General features: G+C 67.3%; 15 protein-coding genes and 1 pseudogene. 11 read left to right on the top strand and 5 right to left on the bottom strand.

Annotation, left to right across the window (positions count from 1 at the left end; genetic code table 11):
* Nucleotides 1-57: 57 nt before the first annotated feature.
* The 4 genes from NJQ44_RS17305 (at nt 58) to NJQ44_RS17290 (ending at nt 5,418) form a co-directional block, all read left to right on the top strand.
* Entirely contained in the window at nt 58-549 is a 492-nt protein-coding gene (locus NJQ44_RS17305; protein WP_254272584.1) for a cation:proton antiporter regulatory subunit, read from the top strand.
* Nucleotides 542-1,735: a cation:proton antiporter gene (locus NJQ44_RS17300; RefSeq protein ID WP_254272583.1), complete on the top strand. Its 1,194-nt coding sequence runs from the start codon at nt 542-544 to the stop codon at nt 1,733-1,735. The genes NJQ44_RS17305 and NJQ44_RS17300 overlap by 8 nt, the downstream gene beginning before the upstream one ends.
* Nucleotides 1,736-1,959: 224 nt before the next feature.
* Entirely contained in the window at nt 1,960-4,422 is a 2,463-nt protein-coding gene (locus NJQ44_RS17295) for a ribonucleoside-diphosphate reductase subunit alpha (protein WP_254272582.1), read from the top strand.
* Nucleotides 4,423-4,425: 3 nt separating this feature from the next.
* A complete protein-coding gene (locus NJQ44_RS17290) occupies nt 4,426-5,418 on the top strand; it encodes a ribonucleotide-diphosphate reductase subunit beta (RefSeq protein WP_254272581.1) in 993 nt (330 codons plus the stop codon).
* A gap of 24 nt (nt 5,419-5,442) precedes the next feature.
* Here the strand turns inward: NJQ44_RS17290 and NJQ44_RS19515 are convergent.
* Nucleotides 5,443-5,642 (bottom strand): annotated as a pseudogene (locus NJQ44_RS19515) (hypothetical protein); the annotation flags it as partial.
* Between the two features lie 267 nt (nt 5,643-5,909).
* On the opposite strand from NJQ44_RS19515, the gene NJQ44_RS17285 reads away from it, so the two are divergent.
* Nucleotides 5,910-6,752 carry an alpha/beta fold hydrolase gene (locus tag NJQ44_RS17285; protein ID WP_254272580.1) on the top strand — a complete coding sequence of 281 codons (843 nt, stop codon included), beginning with the start codon at nt 5,910-5,912 and terminating at the stop codon, nt 6,750-6,752.
* A 258-nt stretch (nt 6,753-7,010) separates the two neighbouring features.
* Here the strand turns inward: NJQ44_RS17285 and NJQ44_RS17280 are convergent, their stop codons facing one another.
* On the bottom strand, nt 7,011-8,375 hold the full coding sequence (locus tag NJQ44_RS17280) for a PQQ-binding-like beta-propeller repeat protein (protein ID WP_254272579.1): 1,365 nt from the start codon (nt 8,373-8,375) through the stop codon (nt 7,011-7,013).
* A 292-nt stretch (nt 8,376-8,667) separates the two neighbouring features.
* Here NJQ44_RS17280 and NJQ44_RS17275 point away from each other — a divergent pair, with 292 nt between their 5' ends.
* Nucleotides 8,668-9,600: a hypothetical protein gene (locus NJQ44_RS17275; RefSeq protein WP_254272578.1), complete on the top strand. Its 933-nt coding sequence runs from the start codon at nt 8,668-8,670 to the stop codon at nt 9,598-9,600.
* On the opposite strand, the gene NJQ44_RS17270 is transcribed toward NJQ44_RS17275, so the two are convergent.
* Nucleotides 9,597-10,538 (bottom strand): M48 family metallopeptidase, encoded by a 942-nt coding sequence (locus NJQ44_RS17270; protein ID WP_254272577.1) that lies wholly within the window; start codon nt 10,536-10,538, stop codon nt 9,597-9,599. The genes NJQ44_RS17275 and NJQ44_RS17270 overlap by 4 nt on opposite strands.
* Before the next feature lie 271 nt (nt 10,539-10,809).
* Here NJQ44_RS17270 and NJQ44_RS17265 point away from each other — a divergent pair, with 271 nt between their 5' ends.
* On the top strand, nt 10,810-11,697 hold the full coding sequence (locus NJQ44_RS17265; RefSeq protein WP_348533090.1) for a DMT family transporter: 888 nt from the start codon (nt 10,810-10,812) through the stop codon (nt 11,695-11,697).
* 163 nt (nt 11,698-11,860) lie between these two features.
* Here the strand turns inward: NJQ44_RS17265 and NJQ44_RS17260 are convergent, their stop codons facing one another.
* Together NJQ44_RS17260 and NJQ44_RS17255 are read right to left on the bottom strand one after the other, a co-directional pair.
* The gene (locus NJQ44_RS17260) at nt 11,861-13,597 is read right to left on the bottom strand and encodes an excinuclease ABC subunit C (RefSeq protein WP_254272575.1); all 1,737 of its coding nucleotides are present in this window, start codon (nt 13,595-13,597) and stop codon (nt 11,861-11,863) included.
* 33 nt (nt 13,598-13,630) lie between these two features.
* The gene (locus NJQ44_RS17255; RefSeq protein WP_254272574.1) at nt 13,631-14,248 is read right to left on the bottom strand and encodes a hypothetical protein; all 618 of its coding nucleotides are present in this window, start codon (nt 14,246-14,248) and stop codon (nt 13,631-13,633) included.
* Between the two features lie 75 nt (nt 14,249-14,323).
* Here NJQ44_RS17255 and NJQ44_RS17250 point away from each other — a divergent pair, with 75 nt between their 5' ends.
* The 4 genes from NJQ44_RS17250 (at nt 14,324) to ligA (ending at nt 19,152) form a co-directional block, all read left to right on the top strand.
* Complete coding sequence (locus NJQ44_RS17250) at nt 14,324-14,833, top strand: zinc ribbon domain-containing protein (RefSeq protein ID WP_254272573.1); 510 nt, start codon at nt 14,324-14,326, stop codon at nt 14,831-14,833.
* A 41-nt stretch (nt 14,834-14,874) separates the two neighbouring features.
* Nucleotides 14,875-15,789 carry a DUF7979 domain-containing protein gene (locus tag NJQ44_RS17245; RefSeq protein ID WP_254272572.1) on the top strand — a complete coding sequence of 305 codons (915 nt, stop codon included), beginning with the start codon at nt 14,875-14,877 and terminating at the stop codon, nt 15,787-15,789.
* Between the two features lie 79 nt (nt 15,790-15,868).
* Entirely contained in the window at nt 15,869-16,981 is a 1,113-nt protein-coding gene (locus tag NJQ44_RS17240; protein WP_254272571.1) for a pyridoxal-phosphate-dependent aminotransferase family protein, read from the top strand.
* A gap of 65 nt (nt 16,982-17,046) precedes the next feature.
* On the top strand, nt 17,047-19,152 hold the full coding sequence (gene ligA, locus NJQ44_RS17235) for an NAD-dependent DNA ligase LigA (protein WP_254272570.1): 2,106 nt from the start codon (nt 17,047-17,049) through the stop codon (nt 19,150-19,152).
* Nucleotides 19,153-19,219: the final 67 nt, after the last annotated feature.

Below are 19,219 nucleotides of genomic sequence, written 5' to 3'. Positions count from 1 at the left end.
GGTCATACTCCCCCGACGTGGTAGATGTTTATTTCGCTCGCCCCCGTTGCCCCCGGTATGACGGTTTACGAGACAGACGTGCCCGGCGTGGGCAAGAAGTTCGAGGTGGAAATCGGCGGGGAGGAGCGCCTCGTCATCGTGATTCACCACGACGGCAAGCGAGAGGTGTTCCACAAGTCGAACCCCGACGCCGACGCCGACCGGGTGTTCTCGCTCACCGGTCAGCGGGCGCGCGAGGTGGGCGCGATTTTGCAGGGGGCGTACTTCCAACCGGTCGAGACGGACTCGGTCGACGTGCCCCTCGGCGACGCCATCATCGAGTGGATAGACGTCGGCGACGACTCACCGCTGGCGGGGCAGACCCTCGCCGACGCGCAGGTCCGTCAGCAGACCGGCGCGTCTATCATCGCGATTCAACGGGACGCGGAGACGCTTCCGAACCCGGACGCGGACGACACCATCGCCGCGGGCGACATTCTCGTCACCCTCGGCACCCGCGACGAGCAGTCGGCAGTCGAAGGGCTGGTGACGCCGGACGACGATGGCTGAGTTACTACTGGAACTGGGCGTCGCCGTCGCCGGCATCGCCGTCGCGGGGGCACTGGCCACGCGGGTCGGCCTGTCGGTCATCCCCGCGTACATCCTCGTCGGCGTCCTCTTGGGACCGAACGCGCCGACGGCGATACTGGGCCTCCCCGTCGATTTCGTCAGCGACGGCGAGGTCATCGCCGTGCTGGCGGAACTGGGGGTCGTCTTCCTCCTCTTTTTCCTCGGCTTGGAGTTCAGCGTCGAGCAACTGCTTCGGGACCGGCGGAAGATAACCACCGTCGGAAGCGTGGACTTCCTCGTCAACTTCGGCATCGGCGCGGCCATCGGCCTCGCCTTCGGATGGACGCTCGTCGAGACGCTGTTCCTCGCGGGCATCGTCTACATCTCTTCGAGTGCCGTCGTCACGAAGTCGCTCATCGAGACGGGATGGATCGCCAACGAGGAGTCGAGCCCCATCCTCGGGACTCTCGTCTTCGAGGACATCCTCATCGCCGTCTACCTCGCGCTGTTGGCGGCGGTCACCGGCGGCGGCGGCCTCCGCGAGGCGGCCGTCTCCGTCGGCGTCGCCTTCCTCTTTCTCGGGGGCCTCTCGGTCGTCGCGTGGTACGGGTCGGCGTGGTTCGAACGCCTCTTTACCACCGGGTCGGACGAACTGTTCATCCTCCGGGTCGTCGGCCTGACGACGCTGGTGGCCGGGGCGGCACTCGCGCTGGGCGTCAGCGAGGCCGTCGCCGCCTTCTTCCTCGGGACCGGTCTCAGTCAGACCACCCACGTCGAGCGCATCGAACACATCGTCGCTCCAGCGCGGGACCTCTTCGCGGCCGTGTTCTTCTTCGCCATCGGCCTCTCGACGGACATCACCCTGCTCGCGGGCGTCGCCGGACTGCTGGCCGTCGCCGTCGTCGCGACCACCGCTGGGAAACTCGTCAGCGGCACCCTCTCGGGACGGGTCTACGGACTGGACCAGCGCCGGTCGCTTCGGGTCGGACTGGGACTGGTCCCCCGCGGTGAGTTCTCGCTGGTCATCGTCGCGCTGGCGGCCTCGATCGGGACGGGTCGTCTCGGGTCGGTCCTCCCGGCCTTTACCGTCGGCTACGTCCTCGTGATGAGCGTCGTCGGGAGCGTCCTCGTCGACCGCGCGGATACGATTACGTCGGCGATACTGCCGTCGTCGGCGGAGCAGTGACGGCACGCCTCGAAATAAAGTGAACTTGTATTACTGAAATTCAGTTGGGGAAATTTTATACCGTATCGGGACAACCGCACGTACTGCGGCGGTAGACGGTCCTCAAGCCGTGTAAGCCACACTGTCCGGTGAGTGGCGACGCTCGCCAGGCGGTGGCACGCCCGGACGCTCTGAGTGCCAACAGTGGCCAGACTCCGACACGACCGACCGCCGCGTGTGACACCATGAGCCGACAACAGACGACAGACGACGGACGGTCGATTCTCGACCGCGCACGAACTGCTACCGACGAACCGCTTCCCGACGCCGACTGGGCGGCCATCCGCAGCGAGATTGACCGCTCGCTGTACGAGGGGGCGTCACGAGACGAGGTGTACGACGCCGTCTTGCAGGCCTTGACCGCCCGCATCGAGCGCGAACCCGGACTCGAACGGGTGGCCGGTGCCGTCGCGCGCCACCAGTACTACCGAACGGTGCTGGGCGAGGACGTGACCGGCGACGCACTCGACCGCGAGTACCGGGCGGCGTTCGTCACCAACCTCGAACGCGGCGTCGACCTCGGACTCCTCGACGAGCGACTGCTCGACCGCTTCGACTGCGAAGCCCTCGCGGAGTATCTCGAACTCGACCGGGACGAACACTTCGAGTACATGGCGATGGAGACGCTCAGACAGCGGTACTTCCTCAAGACCGAGACCGAGGGGGAACACCTCGAACTCCCGCAGGCGTTCTGGATGCGGGTGGCGATGGGACTGGCGGTCGAGGAAGACGACCCGCAGCGACGGGCCGAGGAGTTCTACGACGTGCTCTCGAAACTGGAGTTCACGCCGTCGACGCCGACGCTGTTCCACAGCGGTACCACGCATCCCCAACTCTCCTCGTGTTACCTGACGACGGTCCCAGACGACCTCGGCGACATCTTCGACGCCTACAAGCACCACGCCCAACTGTCGAAGTGGAGCGGCGGCCTCGGCAACGACTGGACGAACCTCCGCGCCGCGGGGTCGCTCATCGAGTCGACCGGCGTCGAGTCGACCGGCGTGGTCCCGTTCCTGCGCATCAGCAACGACGTGACCGCGGCCATCAACCGCTCGGGCAAGCGACGCGGTGCGGCCTGTGCCTACCTCGCCTGCTGGCACTTGGACTTCCCGGCGTTTCTGGACCTGAAGCGCAACACGGGCGACGAGCGTCGGCGGACGCCGGACATGAACACCGCGGCGTGGATTCCGGACCTGTTCGTCGAACGGGTGCAGTCCGACGGGGAGTGGACACTGTTCTCGCCCGACGAAGTGCCGGACCTCCACGACCTGTCCGGGGAGGCGTTCGCCGAGCGGTACCGGGAGTACGAACGGGAGGCCGAGAACGGGGAGATGCGTCAGTACGAGCGGGTCGAGGCGGCCGAGCTCTGGCGGACGATGCTCACGCGCCTCTTCGAGACGGGCCACCCGTGGCTGACGTTCAAAGACCCCTGTAACGTCCGGTCGCCACAGGACCACGTCGGGACGGTCCACTCTTCGAACCTCTGTACCGAAATCACGCTCAACACCAGCGCCGACGAACACGCCGTCTGCAACCTCGGGAGCGTCAACTACGCGACCCACGTCGAGGCGGTGAGCGCGGACCACGGGGCCGCGGAGACCGAGCGGTCCGACTCGACCGCGATGCTCGACCAGGACCACCTCGCCGACACCATCGAGACGGCGATGCGGATGCTCGACAACGTCGTGGACCTGTGTTTCTACCCGACCGACGAGGCGTCGGCCTCGAACATGCGTCATCGACCCGTCGGCCTCGGGACGATGGGCTTTCACGAAGCCCTGCTGGAACTGGGGGTTCCGATGGCCTCCGAGGCCGCCGTCGAGAAAGCGAACCGGTGGCAGGAGTTCGTCTCCTACCACGCTATCCTCGGGTCTTCGAAACTCGCCGCCGAGCGCGGCACGTACGATTCCTACGAAGGTTCCAAATGGGACCGTGGCCTGCTCCCGCAGGACACCGTCGACTTGCTGGAAGAGGAACGGGGCCGCGAGATTCCGACAGAGCGCACGGAGACGATGGACTGGGACCGCGTCCGGGCGCACGTCGACGCACACGGGATGCGCAACTCCAACACGATGGCCATCGCGCCGACGGCCACCGTCTCGACCATCAACGGGACCACGCCCTCTATCGAACCGCTGTACTCGAACCTCTACGTGAAGTCGAACATGTCGGGGGATTTCACCATCGTCAACGACCACCTTGTCGACGACCTCCGGGAAGAAGGGCTATGGGACGAGGAGATGGTGGACCGCATCAAGTTCCACGACGGGTCGATTCAGGAGATAGCCGAGATTCCAGCGTCCCTGCGAGAACTCCACCGGGGCGCGTTCGAGATAGACCCGCGCCACCAGTTGCGACTGACCGCGCACCGACAGACGTGGATAGACCAGTCCGTCTCCCACAACGTGTTCTTCCCGTCGACGGACGGGTCGTTGCTCGACGACGTGTACACGACCGCGTGGGAACTCGGTCTGAAGACGACGTACTACCTCCGGACGCTCGGTGCGTCCCAGATAGAGAAGTCGACGCTGGACATGGCCGAGTACGGCAAGACACAACATCGTGATGCCTACGAAGGAACCAAACCGGCGGACGGCGAGAGCGACCTCTGTACCGTCGAAGACCCGACCTGCGACGCCTGTCAATAACCAATGCCAATCATCGATACCGACGCCGAACACGACCCGAACAAGATACTGCCAATCGACTACGACTGGGCCCGCGAGTACTACGAGGCGGGCGTCAACAACAACTGGGTGCCCGAGGAGATACCGATGCAGGACGACATCACCCAGTGGGAGGGCGACGCCCTCTCCGAGGCCGAACGCCAACTCGTCGAGTGGAACCTCGGCTTCTTCTCGACGGCGGAGTCGCTGACGGCCAACAACATCGTCCTCGCCCTCTACGAGTACGTCACCGCCCCGGAGTGTCGACAGTACCTCCTGCGACAGGCTTACGAGGAGGCCATCCACACGGACACGTTCATCTACTGCTGTGACTCGCTGGGGTTCGACCCGGAGTACCTCTACGGGATGTACGACCGCGTCCCCTCCATCGCCGAGAAAGACGAGTTCGTCGTCGACCTCACGCGGGCCATCGACCGCCCCGCGTTCAGTATCGAGACGGACGCCGACGTGCGGGACTTCCTGCGGGACCTCGTCGGTTTCTACGTCATCATGGAGGGCATCTTCTTCTACGCCGGATTCGCGATGATGCTCGGCCTGAAACGACAGGGGAAGATGGTCGGCGTCGGTCAGCAGTTCGAGTACATCATGCGCGACGAATCACTCCACGTCGGGTTCGGCGTCGACCTCGTGAACCAGATTCGGGCCGAACGACCCGCTGTGTGGACCGAAGCGTTCGAGGAGGAAATCGTCGCCCTCGTGACCGAGGCGGTCGACCTCGAACACATCTACGCCTACGAGGCCTGTCCCGACGAGATACTCGGCATGAGCGCCGCGCAGTTCGCAGAGTACGTCGAGTACGTCGCGGACCGGCGGCTCGGCCAGCTCGACCTACCTGAGCAGTACGGGACCGACAACCCGTTCCCGTGGCTCTCGGAACAGGTCGACCTCAACAAGGAGAAGAACTTCTTCGAGACGCAGGTCACCGAGTACCAGAGCGGCGGGTCGCTGGAGTGGTGACCGTCGGCGACCGCACGTGGACTGCTCGGTAGACGGCGTTTTTTCGTCGGTCCGGCCCGGGATTCCAGTTCGATTTCGAGGCCCGGTTCGCCGAAGGCGAAGGGCAGTTCCCACTCGCCGGTGGTGCTGGTCGGTTCGCCGCCGTCCCGGAGTTGCTCGCCGAGTTCGACGGGCACACCCCTGTTTCGCTCGCTCTCACTGCTGGCGGGTGGTCGTTTTCGGATATGCGTGTGACTGGCCGTTCGACGTGGCCCGGGTCCGTCGTCCCGCGACGACGGATGACAGCCGTCCCATATCTTAGGGAACACAAAACGCGTAGTGCGCGCCGTCACTCTCGGCCACCGAAGACCAGCATCCGGAATTCTATATCGCAATATGTGATTTATTGGCGGCGAAGGCGGTCACACGGATTCACTCACGAAACAGCGAATTGGCTTCTCTCGCGGGCAGACCGACGAAACGCTTCAGTGGATGGCCGTCGACCGGTCGCTATGGTCACCGACGCGAGCGTCACGGTCGCGGGGACACGGATTCACTACCAGACGGCGGGCGAGGGGCCGCCGGTGGTCCTCCTGCACGGGGGCATCGTCGACGCGGCACACGTCTCGTGGCCGCCGGTGCGGGACCGCCTCGCCGAGGACTACCGCGTCGTCGCTCCGGACCTCCTCGGGTACGGTGAGAGTGAACTCGCCGACGGTCCGTACTCGATTCCCCGACACGCCGAGGTAATCGCGGGCGTTCTGGACGCACTGGAGTTAGGGCCGGTCACGCTCGTCGGTCTCTCGCTGGGCGGCGGCGTCGCCATCCAACTGGCGCTTGACCGCCCGGACCTCGTCGAGGCGCTGGTCCCAATCGACCCGTTCGGCCTCGGTCGCGACCTGCCGAACGGCTTTCTCTCGTACGTCCTCGCGCGCGTGCAGGTGTTCAATCGAGTGGCTATCGCGGCCTTTCGGCGGAGTCGGGGCCTCACACGCGCGAGTCTGGGCGGCATCGTCCACGACCTCGATGCGCTCCCCGCCGAGGCCGTCGACGCCGTCTACCGTGAGGTCCAGCGTCCCACGGCGGGCGCGGCGTTTCGGCGATTTCGGAAGGCCGAGGTCACCCGACGCGGCTATCGGACGACGTTTCTCGACCGATTCGGGGACCTCGCCGCGCCGACGACGCTGCTCCACGGCGCACACGACGAGTTGTTCCCCGTCGAGTGGGCCGAACGGGCCGCCGACCGGATTCCCGACGCCGAACTCCACGTTCTCGACGACTGCGCCCACTGGGCGCCTCGCGAGAATCCAGAGACAGTGGCCGCACACGTCGAGCGCGTGGCTTCCGACGAGTGAGGCCTTCTCCGTGGCTACCCGGCGAACTGGGACGCTACGACCGACAGTCGGTTGTAAACCAAATATAGATATACAAAATCGGGTCGCGTGCAGGCGCTCACCGTCGCAGCGGCTGGGCCAAAACCGGTCGATTCCTGGCACACTGTCGCGCAGCGTCGGGATTTCCGCTCGCGCGTAACTGGTAACACCGCTACGAATGCCGGTCAGAACGCTTCGTATCGCTGTCTATCGTGGCACGAATCCGCGTTCGATACCGTGTCACGCTCGTAACGCCATCAGATGGTGGCTGTAGTCTTCGGTCCGGTACATCGCGTACACCACACCGTCGACGACCGCTGGCGTCATCGCTACGTCGGGGGTCGGTACCGACCACAGCGTGTCGCCGGTCGCCGCGTCGATGGCGTACAGACCGCTCTGTTCCTGTGTGGCCCCCGCGATGAGGGTGTCACCGACGCGGATGGGGCCTGCTTGCGAGAAGCGAACGTCCTCTCCGCGATATCGCCACAGCGGCGCTCCCTCGGCGTCGAGACAGTATATCTCGCCGTCGGACGTCCCGAACGTCACCGTCCCGTCGGCGACGACGGCCGACCCGTTCGTCCCGTTCAGCGTCTCGAACGACCACTTCGTCTCACCGCTGGCGGGGTCGAGCGCGAACAGCGTCTTCGGCCCCACGTCGTTCGGCGTCGTGGCGTACACAGTTCCGTCGCCGACGGTCGGGGCACCGCGAACCTCCTGGTCGACCGCACGCCACAGGAGTTCACCCGTTTCGGGGTCGAGCGCGCGAACCCCGGCGTCGCCCTGCCGGTCACCCGCGACGTACACCCGTTCGGAACCGACCGACAGCGAGGTACTGCCGCCCCCACTCAGCGTCGTTTGCCACCGTTGCGACCCATCGGCGGCGTCCACCGCCCACGCGACCGCGTCTTCGCCGACCCATCCGCTCCCGTAGAGGGTCCCGTCCCGATACCGAAGTGCGCCCAGGAGGTCGGCGTCGGCCGCGGGCTTCGTGCGCCACTGCTCCTCGCCGGTCCCAGCGTCGAGGGCGAAGACCTGCGCGCCGGTGCGTATACTCTCCGCGTTGACGTACACGGTGCCGTCGACCACGAGGGGGTTGCGAACGTTGATGAGTTCGTCCGCCGGAAGCGTGTCTCGGGTCGTCCACCCTAGCTCACCCGTCGCCCGGTCCGAGGCGCGTAGTCCCTCCCCGTTCGCGCCGCCCGTGAAGACGAACTCGTCCGAGAGGACGATACTGGAGGAGACAGTCCCCAAGTCCTCCGCTCGCCACGCGATACACGCACCGTCGGTGCCGACGGATTCCGCGGGGACGTAACCGGTTGCGGCAGCGTCGCTCTGTGGTTGTCCCCACGCGTCAGTGGCGGTCACCGGTAGCGTCGCGTCGGTGGAACACGCCAGTTCCGCCAGCGTCGCCCGCTCCGCCTCGGTTTCCGTCTCCGTCTGTCCGCTCGTGTCGCTCGCCGTCGCTGTCTGCGATGTGGTTACTCCGTCGGTCGCTGTCTCGCTTGCCGCCGACGATTCGTTCCCCGAATCTGGCTCGGCCAACCGAAGACAGCCTCCTGTGCTGACAGCCAACCCCGTCGCCGTCAAAAACGCTCGCCGGTCCATACCAGTTCCCACGTGGGGACCGACAATACTATTTTGATATTCTGGATACACGAGGCGGTTCGAGGCGACACTCCGCGAACGGTGGTCGCGAAGGACGAGACGCGTCCGAACCCCCGTTATGCCGACGGAGCGTCTGGAGGCGGCTTTCGGGGAGCGAACTCGACGCGTATCCCCAGTTGGTGTTGCTCTCGCCGTCCCGGATTGCTGTGGACGTGTCTCGGCCGGTACCGAGTCGGCGGCCCAATACGTGCGTTCTCGGCAGGGTTTTAGCGGCGTCGACCGAACCCATGGTATGTCCTCGGTCCCGTCGCACTGTCGCGTCGCTACGTCGCTTCCGGCCGCTGTCCGGGAGTACTTCACCCCCGAGATGGAGGTGTTCGCCGACTATCTCGACGGGGTCCCCGCGGCGCTCACTCCCGAGAGTGCCGACGCCAGCGTCGGCCCCATTCACGCCGTGCCGTGGTTCTACGTCGCCGACTTGACCGGGTGGCGGGGGTTCACACTGGCGCGACTGCTCGCGGCGGAGTTGGACTGCCCGTGTACCCGGCTGTCCCCGCTCGCCCGCGACGCCGTCTCTACGCTGTGGTCGCTCGTGGAGGAGAGCGCCGCCGGCCCGGTCGTCGTCCACGTCGAACTCCGGACCGACACGGGGCCGGTTCCGGGCACTTTCCGAGAGGCGCTCCGTCGGGGGTACGACCAGCCACCGCAGGCGGCCGGCGACGCGGCCCCCGTCTCGGGCAATCCCGCCGACCTCGTCGTCGTCTTCACCGATACCGCCCCCTCGAAACGGCTGACGTCGCCGCTCCCGAGCGCCACCGACCCGACGACGGGTGCCGTCCTCTCGTACGCGCCCCGGGAGAGCATGCTCCCCGAACAGCCCGACGGCACGACAGTCCTCGACGCGCCGCCGGGGCCGAACGAGCGGACCGACCGTCTCGAAGCGCTGCTCGCGGGTGCGCTCGCTGGCGTTGGCGACTCGGAAGACCGCGAACGATACGTCGAACGGGCCGTCGAGGCGCTGGTCATCACCCACTCGACCATCGGCCGGCAGGACCTGTTGTTTGACGTGTCGCCGCGCGTGGCGCTGAAACACGGCCACCGACTCGACCGAGTGGGGCCGAGCGACGCGCTCGACGCCCTTCACCGGGACATCCTCGCACAGGTTCCCCAGAGTCCCGGGAGCGGCGACCTTCGCCGGACGCTGGCGGACCTGCTCGCGGACTAGGGCCGACGCGGACGGAGCGGCGATTGTCGCCGCGCACGGTCGAGCAGTCTGCCGATTCGCTCGTCCATCGGCGGGTGCGTCGACAGCAGGCGAGCCAACGGACCGTCGTCGTCGCCGTGGACGTACAGCGGTGTCAGCGGCCCGATATTCGGGGTCGAGGCCCGCTCTATCTTCCGGAGCGCCCGCGCGAGCGCCAGCGGATCACCCGTCACGTCGACGGCCCGGTCGTCGGCCGCCCACTCCCGTCGCCGGGAGTACGCCAGCACCAACAGCGTCACCGCCAGCCCCAACAGCGCGACCACCTGCAACGCCGTCCGCTGGGTTCGGGCGAACCACGACCGGGACCACGACGACGGATTGCCGCGGACGAGCGCCAGCGCCCGGGCGATACCGCCAGTCAGCACGACTACCGGAAACAACACGACGGCGACCATCCCGACGAGGCTCTGGGTGACGCTGTAGGCGAGCGTCTGAACGAGGGCGTCTCGGCGCTCCAGATGAGCGAGTTCGTGGGCCAACAGCGTCTCCATCTCGTCGGCCGAAAGGTAGCCGAACAGTCGTCGGTCGACGACGACGGCCGCCCCCGTCCCGCCGACGGCGAAGGCGTTCGGGACCGGTAACCGCGCGACCAGTAGCGCCGGGCGGCGCACGTCCATCCGGTCGACCAGCGCTTCGAACCGCCGGTACGTCTCGGGCGCACGCGAGCGCGGGAGCACCACCGCATCGAGGGACCGCTTCAACTGCGTCGTCCCGGACCAGTAGCTCAGTGCCCCCAACACCAGCGCCGTCCCGACGACGGCGGCGAACACGAGTCCCGGCGACGGCCGGGCGGCCCACAGCGAGACGAGAAGTCGATAGCCCAGCACGGCCACCGCGAGGTAGACGACGAGCGACGCGACACCCAACGTCGCCAGGACCACTCGTCGGCCGATAGTCATGGCTTCGCGTAGGCGAGCGACGGGGAAACGCCTTCGGGCGGCGGATATCTGTGGCGTAGACTTCCGCCGAACGACCAGTTCTATATCGCGTATAGGGATTTATGATGTACACTGGCACGTACCGCGGTTGCTGTCCAAAACAGCCGGATTTTGACGTAACCGCCACCAGAAAGTCCGTTCTATCGAATACTGGGTCGAAGTCGAGGGAACGTGTCTCGCTGTACCGGCCCGAATCGCGGTACTCTTCGCGTCCGGGGAGAAAGCCGTGACAGTGAATCGCGACCGACTCTTCGCGGCCGCGCCGCTCCTCGCCGCGACGCTCTGGGGCGGGATGTACGTCGTCAGCAAGTGGGGGTTTCGAGCGATTCCACCGCTCACGCTGGCGTTCCTGCGAGTCGCGCTCGGGGGTGGCGTGCTGTATCTGGCGGTGCGCGCGACGACGCCGACGCGGTCGTTCTCCAACCGGGAGTGGGGTCGATTCGGTGCGCTCGCCGTCTGGCTCACGGCCGCGCTCACGACGCAGTTCGTGGGGACGGAGTTGACGAACGCGAGTCAGGGGTCGCTTCTGACCGTCCTGACGCCGATTTTCATGATTGCCTTGGGTGTGGCCGTGCTCGGCGAGCGCCTCACGCGCCGTCGAACGGCAGGAGTCGCGCTCGCTTCGCTGGGGACGGTCGTGGTCATCGCCGGCCAGTACGACCTGCAGGCGCTCGCTGGCGGTGGTCTCTCCGGTGTCGGACTGCTGCTGGTCTCGGCGTTCTGTTTCGCCGCGTTCTCCGTGTTCGCCAAACCACTCGTCCGGCGATACTCCGCACTCGAGACGGCGACGTACGCGACGGTCCTGTCGGTCCCCTTGTTCGGCGCGCTGGTTCCCCTCGAACTGTGGATGCGCCCGGACGCGTTCGATTCGGTCCCGGTCACCCTTCCCATCGTCGGTGCCGTCCTCTACCTCGCTGTCCTGAGCACCGCCGTCGCGTGGTTCTGCTGGTACAAGGGGTTAGAGTACGCGGACGCGAGCGCGGTGGCGGTGTTCTTCTTCGCCCAACCGGTCGTCGGCATCCTGCTGGGGGCCCTCTTCCTCGACGAACGGGTCGGGTTCGGACTCGTCGGTGGAGGCGCGCTGTTGACCGCAGGCGTGTTTCTGGTCCACCGCGAGTGAACGACGATGTCGCGTAGCGGCCCCCAGCGCCGGACGACCGAGTAGTCGAAACTTGCGTCGAAGCACCGCCGAACCGCCGCAGTACGGACTATCGGGGCGTTTTCGACGCTGTGTACGCAGGCCACGCGTAGTCGGGTGATAAATCGCCATCTGCGATACAGAATTAGCCGAGACGGGTCCGAATCGTCTCGGCCGTCGCGTCGCCGACGCCGTCGACGGTGGTCAGTTCCTCCGCCGACGCCGCGCGGACGTTCTCGACGCTCCCGAAGCGCCGGAGCAGTCGTTTTCGCGTCTCCGGACCCACGCCGGGAACGTCGTCCAGCGCCGTCGACACCTCGTCCCGGAGCGTCTGGTGGTACTGCACCGCGAAGCGGTGGGCTTCGTCGCGGACTCGCTGGAGGAGGTGCAGATGGGGGGCGTCGTCAGGCCAGTCGTACACGCCGTCGGGGGTAATCACGAGTTCCTCGTCTTTCGCGAGCGCGATGGCGGGCACGTCCCACCCCGTCTCGGCCAGTGCGTCTCCCGCCGCGCCCAACTGCCCGTCGCCGCCGTCGATGAGGAGGAGGTCCGGGTCGGGCCGGTCGTCCCGGCCGGAGACGGCGCGTTCGGCCCGCCAGCGGACCAGTTCGCGCATGTTCGCGTAGTCGTCGTTGCGCTCGGTGAGTTTCTTCCGCCGATAGTCCGACTTCTCGGGATTGCCGTCGACGGCGGTGACGTTCGACCCGACGACGCTCCGGCCCTGCGCGTGGCTCACGTCGAACCCCTCGATTCGCCGCGGGCGGTCGATACCTAGCGCGTCGGCCAGCGCCCCGACGCCGTCGTCGGCCCCGCCGCGTTGGCGGGCGTTCTTCAGCGCGAGGTCGACGAGCGTCGCCTCGCGCCCGGCCCCGGGCACGCGCAGGTCGACGCCCTCGGTTTCGAGCCATCTCGCTATCTCGGCGTCGGCGGGGTCTTCGGCGCACAGAATCGCGCCCGGAAGCTCTCGCTCGGCGTAGTACTGCGTGATGAACGCCCGGTACACCCCGGCGGGACCCTCGCCGTCCGGGGCGTCGAGCGTGTGGCGCTCGCGTTCGACGAGTTTCCCGCCCTCGGCGTGGAGTCGGGCGACGACGGCTCGTTCCCCTTCGACGGCGGCCCCGAGTACGTCCGTCGCGGCCGTCGCGTGCGTGTCGCTGACCGCGGCGTCGCCCTGGCCGTGGAGGGCTTCGACGGCGTCGAGTTTGTCTCGGAGGTTGGCCGCGCGCTCGAAGGCCTGCTCGGCGGCGGCGGCTTCCATCTCTCGACGCAGCGGGTCTGCGAGGACGCCGACTTCGCCCTCGAAGAAGCGGTGAACGCTCTCCACGTCGGCGGCGTAGTCGGCCTCGCTAATCTCGCCCGTGCAGGGGGCGGTACAGATGCCCATCTCGTAGTCCAGACAGGGCCGCTCGCGGTTCCGGTACTTGTGGTCCGAACACCCGCGCAGGCCGTACGTCTCCCGGAGGGCCTTCAGCACCGTCTCGACGCGGCCCTTGTCGGTGAAGGGGCCGTACACCGTCGCGCCGTCGTCCGGGTCGCGAGTGACTTCGATGCGGGGGACGGCGTGGTCGGTGAGTTGGACTAGCGGGTAGGACTTGTCGTCTTTCAGGCGGACGTTGTACGGCGGGCGGTGGCGCTTGATGAGGTTCGCTTCGAGGAGGAGGGCCTGCGTCTCCGTGTCGGTCACCGCGAAGTCGAGGACGGTGGCGCGCTCGACCATCTTCGCGATGCGATTACTGCGCGGGTCGGCGTAAGACCGCACGCGACTCCGCAGGTCGACGGCCTTCCCGACGTACAGCACGCGCCCCTCGTCGTCCTCGAACTGATAGACGCCCGGCTCTCGGGGGAACTCGCTGGCCCGCTCGCGAACGCCGTCTGAATCCATCGCTCACCAGTTGGCGCTCGGCGGAGTTGAACGTCACGCCAGCGGGTCGTCGGGGACGGACGAGGCGTGGCCGCCGTTCCCGGGACCCTCAGACCACAGCGCCGCCCGCAGGTCGTCGACGACGGCGTCGTCCCCGGGGGCGGGGAGTTCGATGTCCTCCCCGCCAGCCACCGAGACGACGAGCAGTCGTTCGCGACTCCAGAGGTAGACGCCGAGCGGCACGACGGCGAACGCGAGTGCGAGGCCGCCAAAGAGGAGCATGATGTCGTCCAGTCGGGCCATCAGTCCCAGCATCGTCTGGAGCAGACCCATCATCTGCCCGAGACCGGCCGCACCCGTCGCCCCGCCCCCCATCGAAACGCCCGCCGCGAGGCCGTCGAGATTGACGAACTGGCTCGCGCCGAGGAGGGCCACCCCGGCGACGCCCGCCTTCGCGCCCTGTTCGAGAAACGCCGTCTCGCCGCCGCTCGCGAGTTCCACGCCGTCGACGTTGGGTCGGTCGACCTGCTGGAAGTTCGCCCCCTCGCGGTTCGGGGTGAACGCGAGGACGCGGTGGGTCGTCACCACGACGCCCGCCTCGTCGACGCGGACGTGCTCCTGTATCGACTCGCCGTCGTACAGCAGGTCACCGGCCCGCGCCACCCAGTCCATACGCTCCGTATGTGCACCATCCGATTTCAATCTCCCGTCCCAAACGGCTAACTCGTCACCCGTTCGAGAGGAGACATGGTCAGCGACCCCCGCTGTCCGCACTGCTCGGAGAAGGTCAGTGCGACGGCGACGTGGTGCATGCACTGCGGGGCCGACTTCGAGGCCCCCGTCGACGCGGACGGCGGCTATCTCGCGAGCGGTGAGGGCGCACGACTCCAGTCGGCGCTCGAATCGGGCGATTTCGACGGCGTTCTCGTCGCCACCGACAGGTTCGACGGGGGGACGACGGCCGTCGGCGTGGTTCTCGGTTTCGCCGCGCTGGTGACGCTCCCCATCGTCTCCCCGCCGGGCGTGACGCTGCTGTATCTCGCGGCTTGCGTCGGAATCGGCGTTTTCGCCGCCAACCAGCCCACCGTCCGAGAGGCGATACGCGACGGCGGGACGGCCCTCGCCGTCGTCCCGTTCGTCCTGTGGCTCCTCGCCGCACTCCTCTTCGGACGCCCAGCGAGCGTCTGGAACCTCGCAGGTCCCATCGTCTACGCCGGGGTGGTGCTGTTCGTGACCCGCAAGGTGGCGGCCGAGTAGGCGCACAAGGCACTTACCTCGGGCGGCGGTGGATTCCGGCGATGCCCTCCCTCTCCCCTCCGAACACGCCGACCCGCCGCGCCGTCCTCGGGGCGGTGAGTGCCCTCCTCGCTGGCTGTTCCTCGCGGCCGGACACGTCCGGGACGGCGCCCTCCGACCAGCCAACCGACTCGTCGGCGCCCGACCGGCGGACCGCCTCCCCGACGCCGAGTGAACGGACGCTCACGCTCGGTCCGGTCCGGGGCGACCCGTTCGCGTCGGGACCGGTGACAGTCTATCGGCGACCGTTCGCCGACGCCATTCGACACGCCGCGGCCGGTGACGCACCCGCACGGGGCGTCGTCGAGACGCCGGTACAGGCCCCCGAAATCCCGCTCGGCGGCGTCGACCGAGTCGCGGTCGAGGACCCCGTCGGCGACGCGGGCGGCACGTACGCCCTCGCTCTCGACTCGGGCGCGCACGTCACGGTCAAACTCGACCTGACGGAAGTGAACGACCCGTCGCCGACCGCGACGGTGTACGACGCGGCCGACCTCCCGAAGGCCCGGCGGGATGCGGTCGCCGAAGCCGTCGGCGACGGCCGCGCCGAGGTCCCGATTCAGCGACCCACCGCGCAGTGGATACTGGACGAGTTGCTCGGCAACGCCGTCCGCTACGAGAACGCGACCTATCGCGCGGTCCGACACACCGGCACTGATAACGGCTTCTTCGAGACGAAAGTGTACTGGGTGCTCGAACTGGACCCGGCCGAGGGCGACCCCGAAGCGACGCTCCGCCTGCCCGACATCGACAGTCGGGTTCGCTCGGTCGTCGACTCGCTGTTGGCGAACCAGCGCTCGACCGACGGGCGGTCGGCCACGGTCACTACCGAGGGACCGGTCGCCGCGTTCGCCCGCGAGACGGACCGACTGCTCGGTTACGACGCGGTGTTCGAACCGACGCTTTCGACGCCGTAGTCGGGCGGCATGCTCTCGCGCCGGTATCAAAACTACCATGCCCTCCGGGGTGCAGTCTCCACCTACCAAGGTGGCTCCCGTGACCAAGAAAAGCGAATACACAGGCGATTACCCCGAGAAGACGCTGTACATCCCCGGCCCGACAGAGGTCCGCGAGGACGTCATCCAGGAGATGGCCCAACCGATGTTCGGCCACCGGATGGACCGGATGACGGACCTCTACACGACCATCGTCGAAGACACCAAGGAGTTCCTCGGCACCGACAACGAGGTCGTCATCCTCACGGCTTCCGGGACGGAGTTCTGGGAGGCGTCGACGCTCAACCTCGTCGACGAGAACATCCTCGTGCCGACTTGCGGGAGCTTCAGCGAGCGCCACGCGAACGTCGCCGAACGGCTCGGGAAGGACGTCGACCGCCTCGAGTACGAGTGGGGACAGGCCATCAAACCCGAGGACATTCGCGAGACGCTGGAGCAGAGCGACAAGCACTACGACGTCGTGGCGACCGTCATGAACGAGTCCTCGACGGGCGTCCGAAACCCCATCGAGGAAATCGGCGACGTCGTCGCGGAGTACCCGGACACCTACTTCGTGGTCGACGCCGTCTCCGCGCTCGGCGGCGACTACGTCGATATCGACGAGCACGACATCGACGTCATCTTCGCCTCGACCCAGAAGGCCTTCGCCATGCCGCCCGGCCTCGCGGTCTGTGTCGTCAGCGACGACGCCTACGACCGCGAAGTGGACAAGGAGTCGGCGTCGTGGTACGGCGGCTTCCAGCGCTGTCTGGACTACTACGACCGGAAGGGGCAGACCCACTCCACGCCCGCGATTCCCGTCATGCTGGCCTACCGCAAGCAGATGAAGTACATGCTCGAAGAGACCCACGAGGGTCGTGACCAGCGCCACGCGGAGATGACCGAGTACGTCCACGACTGGGCCCGCGAACACTTCGACCTCTTCGCCGAAGAGGGGTATCGCTCCCAGACGGTCTCTTGCATCGAGAACACGCGGGGCATCGACGTCGCAGAGACCATCGACGCCGTGAGCGAGGAGTACGACATGGTGTTCTCGAACGGCTACGGGTCGGCGCTCGGCGAGAAGACGTTCCGCATCGGTCACATGGGCGAACACACCGTCGAGAGCATCAAGGAACTCACCGACGCCATCGAAGACGTAGCGGACCTGTAACCGCGACTGTCGCTTTTCGACAACGTGACGTAGCGGCTTAGTGCCCGGCCCCCGGAGAGCGGGTAATGGCAGCCATCTCCGATTCGGACCTTGCGGACAACCCCTACGTCTCCGACCCGGACACCGAGTTCGACCCCGTCGAAGACCTCGACGCGGCGACGGCCCGCGAACAGGCCGCACAGTTGCGCGAGGCCGTCCGCTATCACGACTACCGCTACTACGTCGAGAACGACCCCGTCGTCGGCGACCGGACGTACGACGCTCTCTTTGCCCGGTTACAGGCCCTCGAAGGCGCGTTCGACCTCGACACCTCGGGGAGTCCGACCCAGCGCGTGGGCGGCGAACCCTTAGAGGAACTGGGCGAGGTCGAACACGTCGCCACGATGGGGTCTATCGACCAGGGCGGCGCGGCCGACGACGCCCGCGAGTTCGACGAGCGAGTCCACCGGGGCCTCGACGAGGCCGACTACGACGACGACGTGCAGTACTTCTGCGAACCGAAGTTCGACGGCCTCTCCGTGGAAATCGTCTACGAGGACGGGGTGTTCCAGCGGGCGGCGACCCGCGGGGACGGCGAGGTGGGCGAGGACGTGACCGCGAACGTCCGCACCATCGCCAGCGTCCCCCAGCGTCTGCGCGGGGACTACCCGGACTTTCTGGCGGTCCGCGGCGAGGTGTACATGCCCCGCGCCGCGTTCACTCAGTACAACCGCGAACGCGTCGAAGACGGGAAAGACCCGTTCGCCAACCCGCGGAACGCCGCCGCCGGGACGCTGCGGCAGTTAGACCCGACGGTCACCGCCCAGCGCCCGCTCTCGGTCTTCTTCTTCGGCGTGCTGGAGTCGACGGCCGATTTCGAGAGCCACGCCGAACGTCACGAGCGGTTCCCCGAGTGGGGCCTGCGCGTCTGCGACCGCACGCGTGTCGTCGACGACATCGAGGCGGCTATCGACTACCGCGACGAGCAACTCGACGCCCGTGACGACCTCGACTACGAGATAGACGGCGTCGTCCTGAAAGTGAACGACACCGCGGCGTGTGACCTGCTGGGGGCGACCAGTCGCGCCCCGCGGTGGGCGTTCGCCTACAAGTTCCCGGCCCGGAAGGAGGAGACGACGGTCCGGGACATCGTCGTGCAGGTGGGCCGGACCGGCCGTCTGACGCCCGTGTCGCTGATGGACCCGGTCGAAGTCGGCGGCGTCACGGTCACCCGCGCGTCGCTGCACAACCCCTCGCTCATCGCCGAGTTGGGCGTCGACGTGGGCGACCGCATCCGCATCAAGCGCGCGGGTGACGTGATTCCGGACGTGGTCGAGGTGGTCGAGAAAGCGGACGAGGGCCACTTCGCGTTCCCCGAGACGTGCCCGGTCTGTGACAGCGCCGTCGAGCGCGACGGTCCGATGGCCTTCTGCACCGGCGGCCTCTCCTGTGCCGCCCAGCGCGAGCGCTCCATCGAACACTACGCCAGCCGCGACGCCCTCGACATCGAGGGCCTGGGCGAGAAAGCCGTCGAGCAGTTACTCGACGCGGGACTGGTCCACGACGCCGCCGACCTCTACGCCCTCGACGTCGCGGAACTCGCCGACCTGGAGGGCTGGGGCGAGACGAGCGCGCAGAACCTCGTCGACGAACTCGATGCGGCCCGCGACCCGCCGCTCTCGGACTTCCTCGTCGCGCTGGGCATCCACGACGTGGGGAGCGTCACCGCGCGGAACCTCGCCGTCGAATTCGGCACGTTCGAGGCTATCCGCGAGGCGGGCGAGGAGGGAGACCGAGAGGCGTTCGAGACGGTGCCCGACGTGGGACCGGCCGTCGCCGCCAGCCTCGTCGACTTCTTCCAGAGCGAGGGCAACCGCGAGGTGCTGGACCGACTGCTCGACCACGTGGACCCGCAGGCCGCGGCGGAGACGGGCGGTGACGCTCTCGACGGGCTAACGTTCGTGTTCACGGGGTCGCTCGACGGCCTCACGCGCGGCGACGCACAGGACATCGTCGAGCGACACGGTGGCTCCGCGACCGGTAGCGTCTCGGGCAACACGGACTTCCTCGTCGTGGGCGCGAACGCGGGTCAGCGAAAGCGGGAGGACGCCGAAGCGAACGACGTGGAACTGCTGGACGGACGAGACGGATTCGAGGCGAAACTCGCGGAGTACGGCGTCGAAATCGAGTGATGGACCGGCTCTGAAAGTCGATTCGGTCGCTGATACAGCTGCGGGGCGGGACTTTTTGACTGTCGTT

Origin of the sequence: Haloarcula marina (assembly GCF_024218775.1) — an archaeon.
Taxonomy (GTDB): Archaea; Halobacteriota; Halobacteria; order Halobacteriales; family Haloarculaceae; genus Haloarcula; species Haloarcula marina.
This window is presented reverse-complemented; position numbering and strand designations above follow the sequence as displayed.

Bases quoted from the DNA above. Each gene is read 5' to 3' on its own strand.
- NJQ44_RS17305 (WP_254272584.1), top strand. From the start codon at position 58: ATGACGGTTTACGAGACAGACGTGCCCGGCGTGGGCAAGAAGTTCGAG.
- NJQ44_RS17300 (WP_254272583.1), top strand. From the start codon at position 542: ATGGCTGAGTTACTACTGGAACTGGGCGTCGCCGTCGCCGGCATCGCC.
- NJQ44_RS17295 (WP_254272582.1), top strand. From the start codon at position 1,960: ATGAGCCGACAACAGACGACAGACGACGGACGGTCGATTCTCGACCGC.
- NJQ44_RS17290 (WP_254272581.1), top strand. From the start codon at position 4,426: ATGCCAATCATCGATACCGACGCCGAACACGACCCGAACAAGATACTG.
- NJQ44_RS17285 (WP_254272580.1), top strand. From the start codon at position 5,910: ATGGTCACCGACGCGAGCGTCACGGTCGCGGGGACACGGATTCACTAC.
- NJQ44_RS17280 (WP_254272579.1), bottom strand. From the start codon at position 8,375: ATGGACCGGCGAGCGTTTTTGACGGCGACGGGGTTGGCTGTCAGCACA.
- NJQ44_RS17275 (WP_254272578.1), top strand. From the start codon at position 8,668: ATGTCCTCGGTCCCGTCGCACTGTCGCGTCGCTACGTCGCTTCCGGCC.
- NJQ44_RS17270 (WP_254272577.1), bottom strand. From the start codon at position 10,538: ATGACTATCGGCCGACGAGTGGTCCTGGCGACGTTGGGTGTCGCGTCG.
- NJQ44_RS17260 (WP_254272575.1), bottom strand. From the start codon at position 13,597: ATGGATTCAGACGGCGTTCGCGAGCGGGCCAGCGAGTTCCCCCGAGAG.
- NJQ44_RS17255 (WP_254272574.1), bottom strand. From the start codon at position 14,248: ATGGACTGGGTGGCGCGGGCCGGTGACCTGCTGTACGACGGCGAGTCG.
- NJQ44_RS17250 (WP_254272573.1), top strand. From the start codon at position 14,324: ATGGTCAGCGACCCCCGCTGTCCGCACTGCTCGGAGAAGGTCAGTGCG.
- NJQ44_RS17245 (WP_254272572.1), top strand. From the start codon at position 14,875: ATGCCCTCCCTCTCCCCTCCGAACACGCCGACCCGCCGCGCCGTCCTC.
- ligA (WP_254272570.1), top strand. From the start codon at position 17,047: ATGGCAGCCATCTCCGATTCGGACCTTGCGGACAACCCCTACGTCTCC.